The organism is Peribacillus tepidiphilus, from assembly GCF_009466385.1.
Taxonomy (GTDB): domain Bacteria; phylum Bacillota; class Bacilli; order Bacillales; family DSM-1321; genus Bacillus_BN; species Bacillus_BN tepidiphilus.
Map to the genome: position 1 here is coordinate 134,687 of NZ_WIAQ01000002.1, position 18,849 is coordinate 153,535.

Sequence of the window (18,849 nt, forward strand, 5' to 3'; positions counted from 1 at the left end):
CAAAAAGAATCAATTCTTATACAATTAACTATATGCATGCATGTGGACAAAGCATGACAAGGTATTTACCTCTTAAGATCGGTCTCGGTTGCATAATAGGATATTGACAAAGCTGCGAGAGAGGCGTGATTTGATGAAGAAAGGTCATCCATATGATCGAGTAAGATTGGTAGTTACTCCAGCATTAAAAAGTAAGCAAGAAGAATTTTTGCTTCTTGGCTATGGTGAGGTTTCCATAGATCAAATTTGGGAGTATCTTGTGAAGAAGAAATGGAGAAAACCGAAAGAAGATGCACCTTTGCACCTCATCGTAAATGATATATTGTCTTTAAATGTGAGTGAGTATATGCATTATGCGACGATTGAGGCATTTAAACAATCTTCTAATAGCGTTGAAGATGTTAGGGAATTATTAAAAGATTTATGATCCTATAAAGTGAAATTGACAGTACTTGCAAATTGAATCATAATAATGATGGTGCTTGGAAGGATGATCTAAGAAGGAAAAAATTTTATTTGAAATAAGGAATTGCCGGGTTTTTTCTTGTTCAATTTTATTCGGGATATTTCACCGTTTTTTGGTTTGTTTTTACTATCATTCTTGCCCCGTTTCATATTGTGAGATAAGGCCTAAAGTTTAAGGAGGCATATACATAATGGTTAAAAGATCAAGAATCGTCGTTTTCATCATGCTGGTTGCTGCCATTTTTGCTATGATGGGTACGACAACATCAGGTATTTTAGAAAGAATTAAGCTAGGCTTGGACCTTCAGGGAGGCTTTGAGGTATTATACGAAGTACGAACTGAAGATGGTAAACAAGTAGATGCTGAGACGTTAAAAAGTACGGTCAGTGCTTTAGATCGACGCATTAACGTGCTCGGTGTCAGCGAACCAAATATCCAAATTGAAGGGAAAGACCGAATTCGTGTTCAGCTTGCAGGGGTTGACGACCAGTCTGAAGCAAGAAGAATTCTTTCTACTCAGGCGAAGCTGTCTTTCCGTGATTACAATGATAAAGAAATGATGACTGGTGCAGATTTAAAAGAAGGCGGAGCTTCTCAGACCTTCCTTGAAAATAAGCCAGTTGTAGAAGTTACACTTAAGGATGCCAATAAATTCAAGGAAATTACCCAGAAAATTTCCTCTATGCCGGAACCAACAAATGTTTTAGCGATTTGGCTCGATTTTGAAGAAGGAAAAGATTCGATCAAAAAGCCTGAAACACAGGATAATATGATTTCTGCACCTTCTGTTCGAGAAGTATTTAACCAAAATAAGGTCTTAATTACAGGAAACTTTGAGATTGAGGAAGCAAAAGAGCTAGCAAACCTATTGAATGCAGGGGCGCTTCCTGTTGAATTAAAGGAAATCTATTCAACAAGTGTTGGAGCCAAATTCGGTGAACAGGCGTTAGAAAAAACCATTATCGCAGGTATCATTGGTATAGCGATCATTTATTTATTCATGATTGCTTATTATCGTTTTCCAGGTTTTATTGCAACCATTACTTTATCGATTTACATCTATTTGATTCTTCTTGTATTTGACTGGATGAATGGTGTGTTGACGCTTCCGGGTGTTGCTGCCTTGATTCTTGGAGTAGGTATGGCTGTTGACGCCAATATCATCACATATGAAAGAATAAAGGATGAAATCAAAATTGGCCGTTCGATTAAATCGGCTTATGAAGCAGGAAATAAGCACTCACTATCGACGATCCTTGATGCCAACTTGACTACGATTCTTGCAGCTGGTGTATTGTTCTATTACGGGACAAGCTCAGTAAAGGGTTTTGCTACAATGCTCATTATTAGTATTTTAATGAGCTTTTTGACAGCTGTTTATGGTACCCGCATATTCTTAGGACTTTGGGTGAAAAGTGGATTCCTTAACAAAAAAACGGGTTGGTTCGGTGTCAAAAAATCTGATATTCATGATTTGGCTGAAACGCAAAGTACGATGGACGTGCCGACCCGTTTCGACAAATTCGATTTCGTGAAGAAGAGAAAAATCTTTTACTACTTCTCAATTGCTGTAACGATTTTAGGAATTCTATTCTTGATCCTATTCAAACTGAACCTAGGTATTGATTTCAGCAGTGGTACAAGAATTGAAATTTCTTCTGACAAGCCTTTGACGATTGAACAAGTGAAAGCGGAGCTAAAAGAGCTAAAAATTGAAACAGACGATATTGTATTGTCTGGTACAAAAAATGAAATCGCAGTTGCTCGTTTAAAAGGGGTTCTTGACAAAAACGAGATTACTGATCTGAAGAAAGAGATGAAAAAAGAGTTTGGACAAGAACCAAACGTAAGTACTGTCTCTCCTACAGTCGGGAAGGAACTTGCCAAAAATGCTTTAATTTCTGTAGTAATTGCATCAGTAGGTATTATTTTATACGTGACAATCCGCTTTGAGTGGCGAATGGCACTTCCTGCTGTTATCGCCTTGTTGCATGATGTTTTCTTTATCATCACACTCTTTAGCCTGCTTAGATTAGAAGTGGACTTGACATTCATCGCGGCTGTTCTGACAATTGTCGGATATTCTATTAATGACACGATTGTTACATTTGACCGTATCCGTGAAAACATGCGATTAAAGAGACGAATTAAAGAAGTATCTGAACTTGAAGACATTGTGAATATCAGTATCCGACAAACGTTTACCCGCTCCGTTAATACGGTTTTAACTGTTGTTATTACAGTTATTGCCCTTCTGTTATTTGGAAGTGAATCGATCCGTAACTTCTCGATCGCGTTACTAATCGGCTTAACATGCGGTGCGTATTCTTCCATTTTTATAGCTTCACAGCTATGGCTTGATTTAAAAGCAAAAGAGCTAAAACAAAAAGGTACATTAAAAACGTATGTAGAAAAGAAAAAGACCAATGACGAAGCTCAAGTATAAATGAGTAATTAAAACCTGCACGAACTGAAAAAGTTCCTGCAGGTTTTTGTATTGTTTTGGGGAAACTAAAAATAAAGATTTTTGTAATGCTGTTTGGAAGGAAGTTGACATTGAAAAAGAAAGACCGTTTTAAACAAGCAGAGTTTGCAGCGATGGTCGGAATTGTTGGGAATATCGTTCTGGCCATAGTTAAATGGGTCATTGGTGTACAGGCTAATAGTAAAGCACTTGTGGCAGACGCTGTCCATTCTGCATCCGATGTTGCTGGATCCTTTGCAGTATTTATCGGTTTGAAAGCAGTAAAGCAGCCGCCAGATGAGGATCATCCATACGGTCACGGAAAAGCTGAATCGATTGCAGCAATTATTGTTGCGGTATTATTATTTCTAGTTGGTATTGAAATTGGAAAATCCTCTATTGAAGCTTTTTTTCAACCGATCGAAGCCCCAAAGACAATTGCCATTTATGCCATCATTGTATCAATCGTGGTAAAAGAGGCAATGTTCAGGTATAAGTATCATTTAGGAAAGAAGCTGAAAAGTGATGCACTGATTGTAAATGCCTACGAGCACCGTTCGGACGTATATTCATCCATTGCTGCTCTTGTCGGAGTTGGTATGGCAGTTCTTGGTGATAAATTAAGAATTGATTGGCTCGAATACGGGGATCCGCTTGCTGGTTTATTTGTGTCAATCCTAGTATTGAAAATGGCGTATGATCTAGGCAAGGAATCGATTCACAATTCGCTTGATCATGTGCTTCATGAAGAAGATACAGGCGAATATAAAGAAATAGTGCTGACGATTCCAGAAGTGAAAAAAATCTCCTCTTTTTATGCACGTGAACACGGTCATTATGTCATTATTGATATAAAAATTTCAGTTGATCCTTATTTGACTGTGGAAGAAGGGCATAGGGTAGGAAAAAAAGTAAAAGAAAAATTAATGACAATGAAAAATGTACAAGATGTGTTTGTACATATTAATCCTTATTATCAGTAGTGCTAATCATTATTTTAATCCTATAGTTCAACCCATTGATTTCGTAAATAATTAAATTGAAACCCCTCATCTCCTCTTGTATAATAGGGAAGGTTGAGGGGTGAATGTATGTTAAAATCAAGAACTCGCTGGCGTGTGGAACAGCCGGCTGAAGAACTGGCCATTGAGCTAAGTAAGCAATTAAATATCACACCTTTGGTAGCGAAGCTATTAGTGAACCGTGGCATCTATACTGTAGAATCAGCACGGTCCTTTTTATTTATAGAAGAGAACGATTTCTATGACCCTTTTCTTATGAAGGATATGGAAAAAGCAGTGAAACGGATTCATCAAGCGATTGATGATCATGAAAAAATTGCGATTTATGGGGATTACGATGCAGACGGGGTTAGCAGTACTACCGTCTTGATGGAAACATTGAAAAAACTCTCAGCAGATTGCTTTTATTACATTCCAAATCGCTTTACAGAAGGGTATGGACCGAATGAACAGGCTTTCCGTCATTTAAAAGAAACAGGGGCATCTCTTATTATTTCCGTTGATACAGGGATATCAGCCCTTCATGAAGCGGAAGTAGCGATGGAGCTTGGGATGGACTACATCATTACAGATCACCACGAACCAGGACCTCAACTCCCCAATGCATATGCAATCATACATCCTAAGTTAGAAGATAGTACGTACCCTTTTAGAGATCTTGCTGGGGTTGGTGTTGCTTTTAAGCTTGCTCATGCTCTACTGGGAGAAGTTCCGGAAGATTTGCTGGAGATTGCAGCAATCGGAACAATTGCTGATTTAGTTCCCCTTCATGGAGAAAACAGGCTAATAGCGGCGAGAGGTATCCAAAAAATGAGATCCACCTCAAGACCAGGATTGCTTTCTCTCTTTAAAGTAGCTGGTTTGGATATTACTTCTTTAAATGAGGATTCAATTGGGTTTGGAATTGGTCCTCGTATTAACGCTGCTGGGCGTCTTGGAGATGCTTCCCCCGCAGTTGAATTGCTTTTGACGGAAGACTTTGAAACAGCCAAGGAGATTGCTGCTGAAATAGATGCCATGAACAAAGAAAGGCAAATCTTAGTCAGCGAAATTGCCGAAGAAGCCATCAAGGAAGTAGAGGATAAATATCCAATTGAAGAAAACAGTGTTATTGTCGTAGGCAAGGAAGGCTGGAACTCTGGAGTAATAGGGATTGTAGCTTCAAAACTTGTGGAAAAATTTTATCGTCCGGCAATCGTGCTTAGTTTTGATCAAGAAAAAGGCGTTGCGAAAGGCTCGGCAAGAAGCATTGAAGGCTTTGATCTTTATAAAAATTTATCTTTATGTAAAGAACTTCTTCCACATTTCGGTGGGCATCCAATGGCTGCAGGTATGACGCTGAAGCTTGAAGATGTGGATGAGTTGAGAAGTCGCTTAAATGATTTAGCAAAAAAATGCCTAACCGAAGAGGATTTTGTTCCTATTTCAAAGCTTGACCTAGTCACTCCATTAGAAGACGTCACACTTCAAAGCATTGAAGAAATGGAACGATTATCGCCTTTTGGTATAGGGAATCCTAAACCAAAAATTATGATTCAGGATGTAAAAATCCACTCCATCCGAAAAATAGGGGCGGACCAAAATCATATGAAACTGATGCTTGAAGATAAGGGGTATACACTTGATGGAGTTGGATTTGGTTTAGGAGAGCTTGCTGACCATATATCTCCGCTTGCTACGATCTCAGTTATTGGCGAGCTTGCCATTAATGAATGGAATAATATGCGTAAGCCACAAATATTCTTGCAGGACATTTCAGTAAGCCATTGGCAATTGTTCGACATCCGTGGAACAAGAAAGCTTACCTCTACTTTGAAGCAATTGCCGAAAGAAAGCCTCAAGCTCATTGTGTTTCAAGACAAAAATGTTGAAAAGCTCGGCCTTAAAGAATATAAAAATGAAATAGTAATCATCCGTTCAATCGAGGATGCTCAGAACGCTGACTTACAGAATTCAAACGTGGTGCTAGTAGATCTTCCATCGTCTTTTACGATCCTGAATGCCCTGTTAAAAAATAAAAAACCAAGTCGGATTTATTCACATTTTTATCAAGAAAATCAAACCTTTTTCAGTACGATGCCAACACGGGAGCATTTTAAATGGTTATATGGATTCATTAAGAAAAAAGGCAAGCTTGATTTAAACAAGCATGGCGATGATATTGTAAAATATAAAGGCTGGTCACGTGATAGTATTAATTTTCTTGTACAGGTGTTTTTTGAATTAAATTTTGTTACAATAGAGAATGGTGTTATTTCTATAAACGAAAAAGCTTCAAAAAGAGATTTTGATGAATCTCCATCCTACAGGAAAAAGAAAGAGCAGTTCCAACTTGAGAACGAGCTTCTTTATTCTTCATATGGAGAACTTTATAAACGTATTCAGACGATTTTGTCAGAAAGTGCTCAGTTTGAGGAGGAAATAAAGCAATGGATTTAAAACAATACGTAACAATTGTTCCTGACTGGCCAAAGCCGGGTATTAAATTTAAGGATATCACAACTTTGATGGATAACGGTGAAGCATATCGCTATGCAACCGATCAAATTGTAAAATATGCAAAAGAAAAAAAGATTGATATCGTTGTAGGACCTGAAGCGCGTGGATTTATTATCGGTTGTCCGGTGGCATACTCTCTTGGAGTAGGCTTTGCGCCAGTTAGAAAAGAAGGAAAACTTCCGCGTGAAACCATCAAAGTAGAATACGGCTTAGAATACGGTAAAGACGTTTTGACCATTCATAAAGATGCAATCAAACCGGGTCAGCGTGTTCTTATTACGGATGATCTTTTGGCAACTGGCGGAACGATTGAGGCTACAATCAAGCTTGTTGAAGAGCTTGGCGGAATTGTAGCGGGCATTGCCTTTTTAATTGAGCTTTCTTATTTAGAAGGAAGATCTAAGCTGGAAGGCTATGACATTTTAACATTGATGACTTATTAATTCATTGAATGAAATGCCTGGGTTACTTAGACAAAAGAATTTTTTTGTCTATGCTACCCGGCATTTTTCTTATCTTAAAATCTCCCATGTGCTTTATGTTCTGGAAGTTACTAACATACATGACTTTTTCACCTATAATATGGATAGGAAGCAAATTTACAATAGAAAACCAATCTGAAACTCTTTACATTATGGTTAATTTTATTAATAATAGTTACAATATTATTTATTTATAAGTTTAATTTGATGGCTGTTTTCGTAAAGAACAACATTCTATCCGAAAATAGCCGATAAGTAAAATACTACCGGTTGAAAGCAGAAGGGGAATCCCCTGTTTGAATCGTTTTCTATATACAAAATTCTTGTAAACACGTTAAAGGTGGTTTCATGGCTAACGAACAAATATTAAGTGCTGAGCAGGTCATCGAAAAAGTAAAAGGTTATCTTGAAGAAGAAGATGTTGCACTCGTACAGAAAGCTTTTTTGTTTGCCGAGGAGGCTCATAAAGAGCAATTTCGGAAATCTGGGGAACCTTATATCATTCATCCTATTCAAGTAGCGGGCATATTAGCCGACCTGGAGCTTGATGCTTCAACGGTTGCTGCCGGCTTTCTTCATGATGTGGTCGAAGATACGAACGTCACATTAAAAGAAATAGAAGAAGCATTCAATGAAGAAATTGCGATGCTGGTTGATGGGGTTACGAAGCTTGGGAAAATTAAATATAAATCACAAGAAGAGCAGCAGGCGGAAAACCACCGAAAAATGTTCGTGGCTATGGCACAGGATATCCGTGTCATCTTAATCAAGCTCGCAGACAGACTGCATAATATGCGTACGCTTAAGCATTTGCCGCTTGAAAAACAAAGAAGAATATCGAACGAGACATTGGAAATCTTTGCTCCGCTTGCACACAGACTTGGGATTTCTACAATTAAATGGGAGCTTGAGGATACAGCGCTCCGCTATTTAAATCCACAACAATATTACCGTATTGTGAACCTCATGAAAAAGAAACGTGCAGAACGAGAGCAATACTTAAATGAAGTCATTGAGGAAGTTCGGGAACGTTTGAAAGAGGTTAATATTAAAGCAGAAATATCAGGTAGACCAAAGCATATTTATAGTATTTACCGAAAGATGGTCCTACAAAATAAACAATTCAGCGAAATTTATGATTTACTTGCTGTAAGAATTCAGGTGAACAGCATAAAAGATTGCTATGCGGTGCTAGGAATTATCCATACATGCTGGAAGCCAATGCCTGGCAGGTTTAAAGACTATATCGCCATGCCAAAACCGAACATGTATCAGTCTCTCCATACGACGGTAATTGGTCCAAAGGGAGACCCGCTTGAAGTACAAATACGAACATTTGAAATGCATAGGATAGCGGAATACGGGATTGCTGCCCATTGGGCCTATAAAGAAGGAAAAGATGCGTCAGATGCCTCTTCACTTGAAGAAAAGCTTACGTGGTTTAGAGAAATACTTGAATTCCAGGATGATGCAACAAACGCAGAAGAATTCATGGAATCACTGAAAATAGATCTTTTCTCTGATATGGTCTTTATTTTTACACCAAAGGGCGATGTCATCGAACTCCCTGCTGGATCAGTCCCAATTGACTTTGCATATAGGATTCATTCTGAAATCGGTAATAAAACGATTGGAGCTAAAGTAAACGGAAAAATGGTTCCGCTTGATTATAAGCTGAAAACAGGAGACATTATTGAAATCCTGACCTCCAAGCATTCCTATGGTCCTAGTCAGGACTGGTTGAAGCTTGCGCAAACCTCACAGGCAAAAAACAAAATCCGCCAATTTTTCAAAAAGCAGCGTCGTGATGAAAATGTAGAAAAGGGACGAGAGCTTGTTGAGAAAGAAATAAAGAATATGGATTTTGATGTAAAAGAGGTTTTAACTGCTGAAAATCTTAAGAGAGTAGCTGAAAAATTCAATTTTTCGAATGAAGAAGACATGTTTGCTGCTGTTGGCTATAACGGAATCACAGCTCTTCAAATCGCTAATCGATTGACTGAAAAATGGCGTAAGAAAAAAGAGCAGGAACAGCAAGAAGCGAGCATTCAAGCAGCAGTATCAGAATTAAAGTCGTTTCCTTCCGTCAAAAAACGGGATTCAGGCGTTCGAGTTCAAGGAATCGATAACCTCCTTATTCGATTATCGCGCTGCTGTAACCCTGTTCCTGGTGATGATATCGTCGGTTATATTACGAAAGGGCGCGGTGTATCCGTCCACAGAAAAGATTGTCCTAATATTGTGGGGGATGATGCAGAAGCAAGGCTCATTCCAGTTGAATGGGAAAGCAGGTTGAATGATCGAAAAGAATACAATGTCGATATTGAAATTAGCGGTTTTGACAGAAGGGGCTTATTAAATGAGGTCCTACAGGCAGTAAACGAGACAAAAACAAACATTTCTGCTGTTTCAGGAAAATCTGACCGGAATAAAGTAGCCACTATTAATATGTCCATTGCGATCCATAATTTAAACCATTTGCAAAAAGTAGTAGATCGGATTAAACAAATATCAGATATTTATTCAGTACGAAGAATTATGAACTGAGGGGTCTAAAATGCGTATTGTTTTACAGCGTTCCAAAAACGCAAAAGTAACAGTGAATGGAGAAATTGTCGGCGAGATTGAAAGTGGTCTTGTGCTCCTTGTGGGAGTTACCCATGAAGATGGAGAAGAAGATGCCGTGTATCTAGCTGATAAGGTTGTAAATTTGAGGATTTTCGAGGATGAAAACGGAAAGATGAACCATTCCCTGCTTGACACGGGAGGACAAATTCTATCTGTTTCCCAATTTACGCTATATGGAGATTGCCGCAAGGGGAGAAGACCGAATTTTATGGAAGCGGCAAAGCCTGAACAAGCTGAGAAGCTTTACGAGTTCTTTAATGAGGAGCTCAGAAAAAAAGGCATTTCAGTAGAAACTGGCATATTTGGTGCCATGATGGATGTTTCACTAATCAATGATGGCCCTGTAACGTTAATAGTGGAAAGCAAATAAGGAAGTTGTTATCGCCGATAATTAAGATTCACCTAACCTTCAAAAAGCTCGCAGCCTTGAGACGATCGTCTGCGAGCTTTTTTGTATAGATTAATTTTTACTAAAATATTCAGTTAGTCCTTTAAATATCGCTTCAGTTACTGTTTCTTGATAAGACTCGCTTACAATTGTCATTTCTTCATTCGGATTGCTCATATAGCCGAGCTCGAGCAAAACCGAAGGAGAGCGGTTTTCGCGGATTACACGATAATCACCTATACGAGTTCCTCGATCGTACAAACTAGTTTCTTCGATCAAGAATGAATGGATCGAAGAAGCAAGGGGCTTCTGATAATTGTGGTAATAATAAGTTGTTATACCATTCACATCGGGATCAATCGTCGAATCGTAATGGATACTGATAAAAGCATCGGCATTTCGTGCATTTGATAAGGCCACCCTTGTAAGCAGATTAACATAAGTATCACCGGTTCTTGTCATAATTGTTTTTCCGCCTGCTGTTCTAATTTTATCATTTAGCAGCTTTGCGGTTCGTAATGTTAAAGTCTTTTCAAGCGAACCTTTAGTCCCCGTAGCTCCTTGGTCACGTCCACCGTGGCCAGGATCAATGACAATGGTTTTTCCGGAAAAATATTTTTCTATACCTCTATTTTCAATTTGAGGTACATCTCCATGTGTTCCAACCAACCATCCTGCAACATAGGCTCGTTTTCCTTTGTCTATCTCTAGTTCATACCAATCTCCTTGAATGGCAGTAATCTTGTATTGATCCCCTTCATTGGTTCTCTTTACGATTGGTGAATAAGCATCTGGCTTGGCTCTAAGAACCGTTCCATCATAAAGAATGATCGAAGCAGCATTCGTTAATTTACTATGCGAATATTTTTGTTTACTTTCTTCATTTTGACTGACATACCAAGAAGGAATCCATCCTTTTTGTTTGGATGTGTATGAAAACTGAACCCAGTTATTTTTTTCGTTCAGAATGATAAAAGAGTCTCCTTTTTTAACTTTGCCTATGATTTTTCCGCTAAAAGAAGGCTCATTTCTTACATTTAAGCTAGTGACTTGAAGTGTGACAGCATTTCCTTTTTGGGATTCTTTATTTTCTAAGTCAGGGCTTATATGCTTTCTTTTATGTTCGGATTTAAGTAATTCTATAAAATTTCTATGTATAAAACCTTTCGTCCCTTTGTAATCGAACTGCAGCCAATCTCCATCTTCAGATACAATGGAAATGACTTCGTCTTTTTTTAGTTTTCCGATAATCTCTGCTTCTAAGGAAGGTTCGTTTCTCACGTTTAAGGATTCTACAATAACTCGTCCATCGTGCAATGTCTGTTCTGATTTAGAAATAGAGTTTGTTTCAGGTTTAGAAAGCGCTACAAACTCGGCTGATACCCATCCCTCAATCATACCAGAGGTAATATGTAACCAGTTTCCGTTTATTTCCAGTATTTTTACTTTCTCATCTTTAGCGAGTGAGTCAATCGTTTGGAAATGGATACCAGGTCCTGATCTCACCCGTAAAGATCTGACAGTCACCTTGCCATATGAAGACTCTTCCATTTTTGGATTGCTTTTTTCATCCACAAGCCATTCAGCGATCCAGCCTTCTTGACCATCTATTTTAATTTTTAGCCATTCACCTTCTTTACCTAAAACCTCATAGATCTCGCCCTGTTTGGCTTGTTTTAGAATCGAATAGCTAAGTCCGGGTCCTTGGCGTATGTTTACTACTTTTTTATGAATCATCACTTCGTAGGTTTTAGCCTGAGAGTGAATGGAGACAAGAGAGGTGGGAGCAATTCCGAGAAGCAATACTAGAATGATCTTCCATACAAACTTCAAAACAACTACCTGCCTTTCTTAGGAGGGTGTAAGCGTGAGTTTTATATAAATTCTCTCTATAAAAAAAATTCCCTGTCCGTTTTACGAAATTATTTTATAAAAAAAGGAAACCCTATTAAAAGAGCAAAAAATACTAGGGGGCAATTGAGATGAGATTCAGCGATAAGGGAAATTTGAGTCATAACGGCGAAAATCAGCTTTTTTTTTTTTGGAGTGGATTTTCATGATTTTATTCAAAAGGAACAAAGTTCAAATATGATCGAGTTAGCTTCAGAATTTGGCCTAAACCTGCGTGATGTTAAAAAATTAAAAAAGAAATTAGAAAGAGCTTGAGTTTTTTGTGAGTGCCTTGACAATACACTTTCAGCCCATTATTATTAATAAAATGAAAATACATAAACGTATAAACCGATGAGGGAGATAAGTAGTTAAGAAACACAAGGAAAAGAGAGGGAAAGCCCCGGGCTGAAAGCTTTCCTGCTTGATGACTTAACGAACGAACACTCCGTAGGCTTCTCTCTGAAAAAAGGATGTCTTTTAGTAGGAGATGAACGTATACAGGCGTTAACTGTTAAAAGTGGAAGTACAGACGATTGTGCTTCAATTAGGGTGGCACCACGGGAAAAACATACTCTCGTCCCTTGTAATGTTGATTACAAGAGATGGGAGTTTTTTATTTTTGATAAAGAAGTACGAAGGAGGACTTTAGCATGGTTATTCAAATTCCAAGAGGAACGCAGGATATTCTTCCTGGACAGTCTGAGCTTTGGCAATATATCGAAATGCAAGCTCGCGAATTGTGCAAAAGATATCAATATAAAGAAATTCGGACACCGATTTTTGAGCATACCGAATTGTTTTTAAGAGGTGTCGGCGACACAACGGACATTGTTCAAAAGGAAATGTACTCCTTTACCGATCGTGGTGGAAGAGACATTACCCTACGTCCTGAAGGGACAGCTGCTGTTGTAAGATCGTATGTCGAAAATAAAATGTTTGGATGGGCTAACCAGCCTGTCAAGCTCTTCTATTTTGGACCAATGTTTCGATACGAGCGTCCTCAAGCAGGCCGTTTCCGTCAGTTTGTCCAGTTTGGCGTTGAGGCTTTAGGAAGCGCAGATCCAGCCATTGATGCAGAAGTATTAGCGCTTGCAATGGATTTTTATAAGGGTATGGGGTTAAAAAGCTTAAAGCTTGTCATCAATAGCTTAGGTGATAAAGAGAGCCGTACGAATCACCGTGAAGCTCTTGTTAACCACTTCAAGCCACGGATCGGGGAATTTTGCGAAGACTGTCAAAGCCGGTTGGAAAAAAATCCATTACGCATTCTTGACTGTAAGAAAGACCGTGATCACGAGCTAATGAAAACAGCACCATCCATTATTGACTATTTAAATGATGATTCTCGTAAATATTTTGAAATGGTTCAAAAGTACTTAAAGGCATTGGATATTGAATTTACGGTTGATCCAACGTTAGTCCGCGGATTGGACTATTATAATCATACCGCATTTGAAATCATGAGCAGTGCAGAAGGATTTGGCGCTATAACAACTTTATGTGGCGGAGGGCGCTACAATGGCCTTGTCGAAGAGATCGGCGGACCGGAAACTCCAGGTATCGGGTTTGCCCTAAGTGTTGAACGTTTGATCGCAGCATTAGCAGCTGAAAAAGTAGACTTAGGATTTGATGAAGGTATTGACTGCTATGTTGTCAGCTTAGGAGATGCGGCAAAAGATTACTCAGTGAAGCTATTGCATGATTTACGAAAAGCAGGTTTCTCTGCAGAAAAGGATTATAACGACAGAAAAGCAAAGGCACAATTTAAAGCAGCTGATCGTTTACAAGCTCGGTTTGTAGCGATATTAGGCGATGATGAATTAAGTAAAAATAAAATTAATGTGAAAAACATGAAAACTGGTGATCAAGTAGAAGTCGACCTTCAAAACTTCATCGAACACTTTAGAAAAATGCAGTGATAGGGAGGAAAAAGGGATGTATGGCAGAACGTATTTTTGTGGAGAAGTAACAGAGCAGGCAATAGGAGAAAGTGTCACTCTTAAAGGATGGGTTCAAAAGCGAAGAGATTTAGGCGGTTTAATTTTTATTGACCTTCGCGATAGAACAGGTATTGTCCAGGTCGTATTTAATCCTGACGTTTCAAAAGAGGCACTGGAGCTTGCAGAGAAAATTCGCAGTGAATATGTGCTTGATGTGAAAGGGATCGTAGTAGCCCGTGAAGAGGGTACAGTAAATAACAACCTGAAAACAGGTAAAATTGAAATTCAAGCTCATGAAGTCAACATCATCAATGAAGCGAAGACACCTCCGTTTACAATTGATAACAAAACAGAAGTATCTGAAGATGTACGTTTGAAGTATCGTTATTTAGATTTGCGACGCCCGGTAATGTTTGAAACGTTTAAAATGCGTCATCAAATTACAAAAGCGATTCGCGATTATTTAGACAGTGAAGGCTTTTTGGACATTGAAACCCCAATCTTAACGAAAAGTACGCCAGAAGGAGCTAGAGATTATCTAGTACCTAGCCGTGTACATGAAGGTGAATTTTTCGCACTGCCGCAATCTCCGCAAATTTTTAAGCAGCTGTTAATGGTATCAGGATTTGAGCGTTATTATCAAATTGCTCGTTGCTTCCGAGATGAAGACTTGCGAGCTGACAGACAGCCTGAATTTACGCAAATCGATATTGAGACAAGCTTCATGGACCAAGAAGAGATTATGTCCATGACAGAAAAAATGATGGCGAAGGTCATGAAGGAAGTGAAGAATATCGAGGTTACTTTGCCGTTTCCGCGAATGACTTACGATGAGGCCATGAGCCGTTTTGGTTCTGATAAGCCTGATACACGCTTTGGTTTAGAGCTTGTGAACGTTTCTGAAATTGTGAAGGATTCAAGCTTTAAAGTATTCTCTGGTGCAGTTGCCGATGGGGGAGAAGTCAAGGCGATTAATGTTAAGGGTGCAGCCAATAAATATTCCCGAAAAGATATTGACGCATTAGGAGAATTTGCTGCTGTGTATGGAGCAAAAGGACTTGCCTGGCTGAAAGTGGAAGCAGATGGTTTGAAGGGTCCAATTGCTAAATTCTTTGAAGGCAGCATAGCTGAACAACTTATCTCAACCTTGGAAGCTACAGAAGGAGATTTATTACTGTTTGTAGCAGATAAGAAGAAGATTGTAGCCGATGCATTAGGTGCACTTCGCTTAAAACTTGGTAAAGAGCTAGATTTAATCGACTACAGTAAATTTAATTATCTATGGATTACAGACTGGCCGTTGTTAGAGTATGATGAGGAAGCGGGCCGATATTTTGCCGCGCACCATCCATTCACAATGCCTGTTCGTGAAGATTTAGAAAAACTTGACACTGATCCAGGCAGCGTGCGTGCATACGCATACGACTTAGTTTTGAATGGCTATGAGCTAGGTGGAGGTTCTCTTCGTATTTTTGAAAGAAACGTTCAAGAGAAGATGTTTGAAGTGCTGGGCTTCACGCCGGAAGAAGCAAAAGCTCAGTTCGGTTTCCTTTTGGAAGCATTTGAATATGGAACACCTCCTCATGGTGGAATCGCTCTAGGGTTGGACCGTCTGGTTATGTTATTGGCAGGTCGGACAAATCTCCGTGATACCATTGCGTTCCCGAAGACTGCAAGTGCAAGCTGTTTGTTGACGGGTGCTCCTGGAGAAGTAAGTAAGTCCCAGTTAGATGAGCTTCATCTCGCATTAGTCCTAGAAAAAAGTGAGTAATTTACCAGCTTGTATTTCTTGAAAATCAAGCTTTACATGTGATATTATACAAACAACAAGTAAGAGTCCTGATGTGTACGACAACCTTACCTATAAGTTTTGACCGAACACTTATAGTTACGGGAGCCTCGCGTTTCGGTGCTGCGTACATGCCTCTCTATAATAGAGGACTTACAAAATGTACTGAACAAGGCACCCACCTGCGGAGAGCGGGTTCAAAACGAAGGAAGAACGGCACGATTGGGACTCTTCTCGCCTAATATGAGTAAATGATCCTGTGCAGATAGCTGCGCAGGTTTTTTTATTTTTGTAAAGAGTCGATTCAATTAGGGTAAAATAAAAAGAGGCTATTTAATTTACTTAATTCTTATAGATATACTTGTATTAATAAGTAGATGTGATATATTACGTATTGGAAAAAATAAATGGAGTTGAATACCATGTTGCATCAATTTTCTCGTAATGAATTGGCCATAGGGAAAGAAGGTCTTGAAAAGTTAAAGAATACAAGTGTTGCCATTTTAGGAATCGGTGGAGTGGGATCATTTGCTGTAGAAGCCCTTGCTCGTTCAGGTATAGGGCGTTTAATCCTTGTGGACAAAGATGACGTTGATATCACAAACATTAACCGCCAGCTTCATGCTTTATTATCAACAGTTGGAAAATTTAAAGCCGACTTAATGAAGGAAAGAATTGCAGATATTAACCCAGAATGTGAAGTTATTTCACTAAAAATGTTTTATACAGAGGAAACATACGAGGAATTTTTTAGCTATAAACCTGATTATGTCATTGACGCATCTGACACCATTTCGTATAAAATCCATTTAATGAAAGAGTGTCTAAAGCGTAACATCCCGATTATTTCAAGCATGGGTGCTGCTAATAAAATGGATCCGACACGGTTTCAAATTGCTGATATTTCAAAAACACACACAGATCCTATTGCTAAGGTCATTCGCACAAAGCTCCGTAAAGAAGGCATTAAAAAAGGCATCCCTGTTATTTTCTCTGACGAAAGCCCAATTGTCATTCGTGAAGATGTGAGAAAAGAAGTTGGAAAAGACAATGCAGTCATTCGTAAAGCGAAAATGCCTCCATCATCCAACGCTTTTGTACCATCAGTAGTTGGCTTAATTGCAGCAAGCTGGGTTGTACGGGAAATCTTAAAAGACGTGAAAATCATGCGTGTAAGCGATGAAAATAAATAATTAAGCTAAAAAAACCGGATCCCTCTATCCGGTTTTTTTATTTTTCTTATTTCGAATTCCACCCGTTCTGAAAAGAATTCAACCGATTTTCAAAATAATTCAACCCGATCTCAAAATGATTCAACCGAGGGATAAAAACTTCACCCATATGGAGGAACGGGTGGAGTTGGTTTATTTTTTGCGAGCCTTTTCACTGGCGTTTTCAATTTTCTCGTAAACGCTTGCGAGTGCTTGTTCAAATTTGCCAGTTGTTTTTGGATGATAATACTTTTTGTTTTTTATTGAGTCGGGTAAATATTGCTGTGCGACCCATCCGTTTTCATAATCGTGAGGATACTTATAGTCAATGCCTCTACCAAGGTCTTGTGCACCTTGATAATGGGCATCCTTTAAATGATCAGGCACCTCTCCGCTTATTCCTTTTCGTATATCAGCCAGAGCTGCATCAATGGCAAGATAGGCCGAATTAGATTTTGGAGATAAGCAAAGCTCTATAACTGCATTAGCTAGAGGAATACGTGCTTCCGGAAACCCGAGGCGCTCCGCTGCTTCAACAGCAGCTAAGGTTCTCGGCCCAGCTTGCGGATTGGCTAGCCCGATGTCCTCATAGGCGATAACGACTAATCTTCGAGCAATACTCACTAAATCGCCAGCTTCAATCAATCTTCCCATATAATGCAAAGCTGCATGGACATCACTGCCACGAATGGATTTTTGTAACGCAGATAATACATCATAGTGGGCATCTCCGTCCTTATCATGAGAAAAGCTTTTCTTTTGGATACATTCTTCGGCATCTTTTAAACCAACAACAATAACGCCTTCATTATTTGGTTCAGTAGATGAAACAGCCAGCTCTAACGCATTTAATGCACTTCTTACGTCACCGTTTGAAGCAGTGGCTAAATGGAGAAGTGCCTCATGGCTCACCTCTGTTTTTATGGTTCCAAGTCCACGCTCTTCATCATGCAGAGCTCTTTCCAAAGCGAAATAAATTTCGTCTATTGTAAGAGGCTTTAATTCGAAAATTTGACACCTGCTTCGAATAGCTGGATTAATTGCATGATATGGATTGCTTGTCGTAGCGCCAATCAGCGTAATACTTCCATTTTCCAGGTATGGTAAAAGAAAATCCTGCTTGCCTTTGTCAAGTCTGTGGACCTCATCTAGGAGAAGTATAACCTTACCTGACATTTTTGCTTCTGCTGCTACAATTTCCAAATCCTTTTTATGATTGGTAACTGCGTTCAAAGTACGGAAGGCATACTTTGTACTGCCGGCAATGGCGCTTGCGATGGAAGTTTTTCCAACTCCAGGCGGACCATATAAAATCATACTCGAGAGCTGTTTAGCTTTTACCATCCGCCGAATGATTTTTCCTTCACCAACTAAGTGCTGTTGTCCAATGATTTCATCTATAGAGGTTGGTCGCATTCTATATGCAAGTGGTTTAATGGTCATCTTTCATCTCCACCAATATGATATAATGTAACAAATCTATCTATTACAATCGGTTTTCTATACTTTAACATATTGTATAATATAGAGAAAATGCAATACACTTGGTTGTATGCTATAATCCAAAAGTCTGCAAGTCTTTTAACTTTTATCCATGAGGATTTTTATATATAATTGTAATTCATACGTATAGGGGTGCTTAATTCATGAAAATATCGACAAAAGGACGTTATGGCTTGACGATTATGATTGAGCTAGCGAAAAAGCATGGTGAAGGCCCAACTTCGCTTAAAGTAATCGCCCAAACCCATGATTTGTCGGAGCATTATTTGGAGCAATTGATTGCTCCGCTAAGAAATGCAGGACTTGTAAAAAGTATAAGAGGTGCCTATGGAGGGTATGTTTTAGCTAAAGAGCCAAATGCTATTACTGCAGGGGATATCATTCGGGTTTTAGAGGGCCCAATTAGTCCTGTGGAAGGAATTGAAGATGAGGAACCGGCAAAACGTGAGCTTTGGATTCGTATTCGTGACGCAGTAAAAGAAGTATTGGATAGTACAACTTTACAAGACTTAGCAAGCTATTCCGATGACGGAAATAGCGATTCATATATGTTTTATATTTAAA

The 18,849-nt window shown here is 38.9% G+C and carries 13 protein-coding genes, 1 other RNA gene, 1 pseudogene and 1 other annotated feature; of the genes and pseudogenes, 13 read left to right on the top strand and 2 right to left on the bottom strand.

The annotated features are described in order from the left end of the window. Nucleotides 1-133 precede the first annotated feature (133 nt). The 7 genes from GD441_RS01970 (at nt 134) to dtd (ending at nt 9,931) form a co-directional block, all read left to right on the top strand. On the top strand, nt 134-427 hold the full coding sequence (locus GD441_RS01970; RefSeq protein WP_153123140.1) for a post-transcriptional regulator: 294 nt from the start codon (nt 134-136) through the stop codon (nt 425-427). Between the two features lie 229 nt (nt 428-656). Then, nucleotides 657-2,912: a protein translocase subunit SecDF gene (gene secDF, locus GD441_RS01975; RefSeq protein WP_153123142.1), complete on the top strand. Its 2,256-nt coding sequence runs from the start codon at nt 657-659 to the stop codon at nt 2,910-2,912. 110 nt (nt 2,913-3,022) lie between these two features. Beyond that, nucleotides 3,023-3,913: a cation diffusion facilitator family transporter gene (locus GD441_RS01980; RefSeq protein ID WP_153123144.1), complete on the top strand. Its 891-nt coding sequence runs from the start codon at nt 3,023-3,025 to the stop codon at nt 3,911-3,913. Between the two features lie 108 nt (nt 3,914-4,021). After that, nucleotides 4,022-6,391, top strand: a complete 2,370-nt coding sequence (gene recJ, locus GD441_RS01985) for a single-stranded-DNA-specific exonuclease RecJ (protein ID WP_153123146.1) — start codon at nt 4,022-4,024, stop codon at nt 6,389-6,391. Next, nucleotides 6,382-6,894, top strand: coding sequence for an adenine phosphoribosyltransferase (locus GD441_RS01990; RefSeq protein WP_153123148.1), 513 nt, complete (start codon nt 6,382-6,384; stop codon nt 6,892-6,894). The genes recJ and GD441_RS01990 overlap by 10 nt, the downstream gene beginning before the upstream one ends. Before the next feature lie 387 nt (nt 6,895-7,281). Continuing rightward, nucleotides 7,282-9,480 (top strand): RelA/SpoT family protein, encoded by a 2,199-nt coding sequence (locus GD441_RS01995; protein WP_153123150.1) that lies wholly within the window; start codon nt 7,282-7,284, stop codon nt 9,478-9,480. 10 nt (nt 9,481-9,490) lie between these two features. Next, complete coding sequence (gene dtd / locus GD441_RS02000) at nt 9,491-9,931, top strand: D-aminoacyl-tRNA deacylase (protein ID WP_153123152.1); 441 nt, start codon at nt 9,491-9,493, stop codon at nt 9,929-9,931. 90 nt (nt 9,932-10,021) lie between these two features. Here dtd and GD441_RS02005 read toward each other — a convergent pair whose 3' ends face one another. Then, complete coding sequence (locus GD441_RS02005) at nt 10,022-11,782, bottom strand: N-acetylmuramoyl-L-alanine amidase family protein (protein WP_153123154.1); 1,761 nt, start codon at nt 11,780-11,782, stop codon at nt 10,022-10,024. Between the two features lie 149 nt (nt 11,783-11,931). Here GD441_RS02005 and GD441_RS17090 point away from each other — a divergent pair. The 5 genes and pseudogenes from GD441_RS17090 (at nt 11,932) to GD441_RS02025 (ending at nt 16,764) form a co-directional block, all read left to right on the top strand. After that, nucleotides 11,932-12,115: pseudogene (locus tag GD441_RS17090) on the top strand (hypothetical protein). Nucleotides 12,116-12,184: 69 nt separating this feature from the next. Beyond that, nucleotides 12,185-12,427, top strand: a binding site (T-box leader). 65 nt (nt 12,428-12,492) lie between these two features. After that, nucleotides 12,493-13,761 (top strand): histidine--tRNA ligase, encoded by a 1,269-nt coding sequence (gene hisS, locus GD441_RS02010; protein WP_153123156.1) that lies wholly within the window; start codon nt 12,493-12,495, stop codon nt 13,759-13,761. 16 nt (nt 13,762-13,777) lie between these two features. Further along, nucleotides 13,778-15,553 carry an aspartate--tRNA ligase gene (gene aspS, locus GD441_RS02015; protein WP_153123158.1) on the top strand — a complete coding sequence of 592 codons (1,776 nt, stop codon included), beginning with the start codon at nt 13,778-13,780 and terminating at the stop codon, nt 15,551-15,553. A gap of 62 nt (nt 15,554-15,615) precedes the next feature. Then, nucleotides 15,616-15,804, top strand: a non-coding RNA gene (ssrS, locus tag GD441_RS02020) — 6S RNA. Nucleotides 15,805-15,993: 189 nt separating this feature from the next. Further along, nucleotides 15,994-16,764, top strand: coding sequence for a tRNA threonylcarbamoyladenosine dehydratase (locus GD441_RS02025; RefSeq protein WP_153123160.1), 771 nt, complete (start codon nt 15,994-15,996; stop codon nt 16,762-16,764). A 171-nt stretch (nt 16,765-16,935) separates the two neighbouring features. Here GD441_RS02025 and GD441_RS02030 read toward each other — a convergent pair whose 3' ends face one another. Next, a complete protein-coding gene (locus GD441_RS02030; protein WP_153123162.1) occupies nt 16,936-18,225 on the bottom strand; it encodes a replication-associated recombination protein A in 1,290 nt (429 codons plus the stop codon). Between the two features lie 203 nt (nt 18,226-18,428). Between GD441_RS02030 and cymR the strand changes: the two genes are divergently transcribed. Beyond that, nucleotides 18,429-18,848: a cysteine metabolism transcriptional regulator CymR gene (gene cymR, locus GD441_RS02035; RefSeq protein WP_153123164.1), complete on the top strand. Its 420-nt coding sequence runs from the start codon at nt 18,429-18,431 to the stop codon at nt 18,846-18,848. The last annotated feature ends 1 nt before the right edge of the window (nt 18,849 follow it).

What these genes read in the sequence shown, in the direction of transcription:
- GD441_RS01970 (WP_153123140.1), top strand. Translation starts at nt 134, where the DNA reads ATGAAGAAAGGTCATCCATATGATCGAGTAAGATTGGTAGTTACTCCA.
- secDF (WP_153123142.1), top strand. Translation starts at nt 657, where the DNA reads ATGGTTAAAAGATCAAGAATCGTCGTTTTCATCATGCTGGTTGCTGCC.
- recJ (WP_153123146.1), top strand. Translation starts at nt 4,022, where the DNA reads ATGTTAAAATCAAGAACTCGCTGGCGTGTGGAACAGCCGGCTGAAGAA.
- GD441_RS01990 (WP_153123148.1), top strand. Translation starts at nt 6,382, where the DNA reads ATGGATTTAAAACAATACGTAACAATTGTTCCTGACTGGCCAAAGCCG.
- GD441_RS01995 (WP_153123150.1), top strand. Translation starts at nt 7,282, where the DNA reads ATGGCTAACGAACAAATATTAAGTGCTGAGCAGGTCATCGAAAAAGTA.
- dtd (WP_153123152.1), top strand. Translation starts at nt 9,491, where the DNA reads ATGCGTATTGTTTTACAGCGTTCCAAAAACGCAAAAGTAACAGTGAAT.
- hisS (WP_153123156.1), top strand. Translation starts at nt 12,493, where the DNA reads ATGGTTATTCAAATTCCAAGAGGAACGCAGGATATTCTTCCTGGACAG.
- aspS (WP_153123158.1), top strand. Translation starts at nt 13,778, where the DNA reads ATGTATGGCAGAACGTATTTTTGTGGAGAAGTAACAGAGCAGGCAATA.
- GD441_RS02025 (WP_153123160.1), top strand. Translation starts at nt 15,994, where the DNA reads ATGTTGCATCAATTTTCTCGTAATGAATTGGCCATAGGGAAAGAAGGT.
- GD441_RS02030 (WP_153123162.1), bottom strand. Translation starts at nt 18,225, where the DNA reads ATGACCATTAAACCACTTGCATATAGAATGCGACCAACCTCTATAGAT.
- cymR (WP_153123164.1), top strand. Translation starts at nt 18,429, where the DNA reads ATGAAAATATCGACAAAAGGACGTTATGGCTTGACGATTATGATTGAG.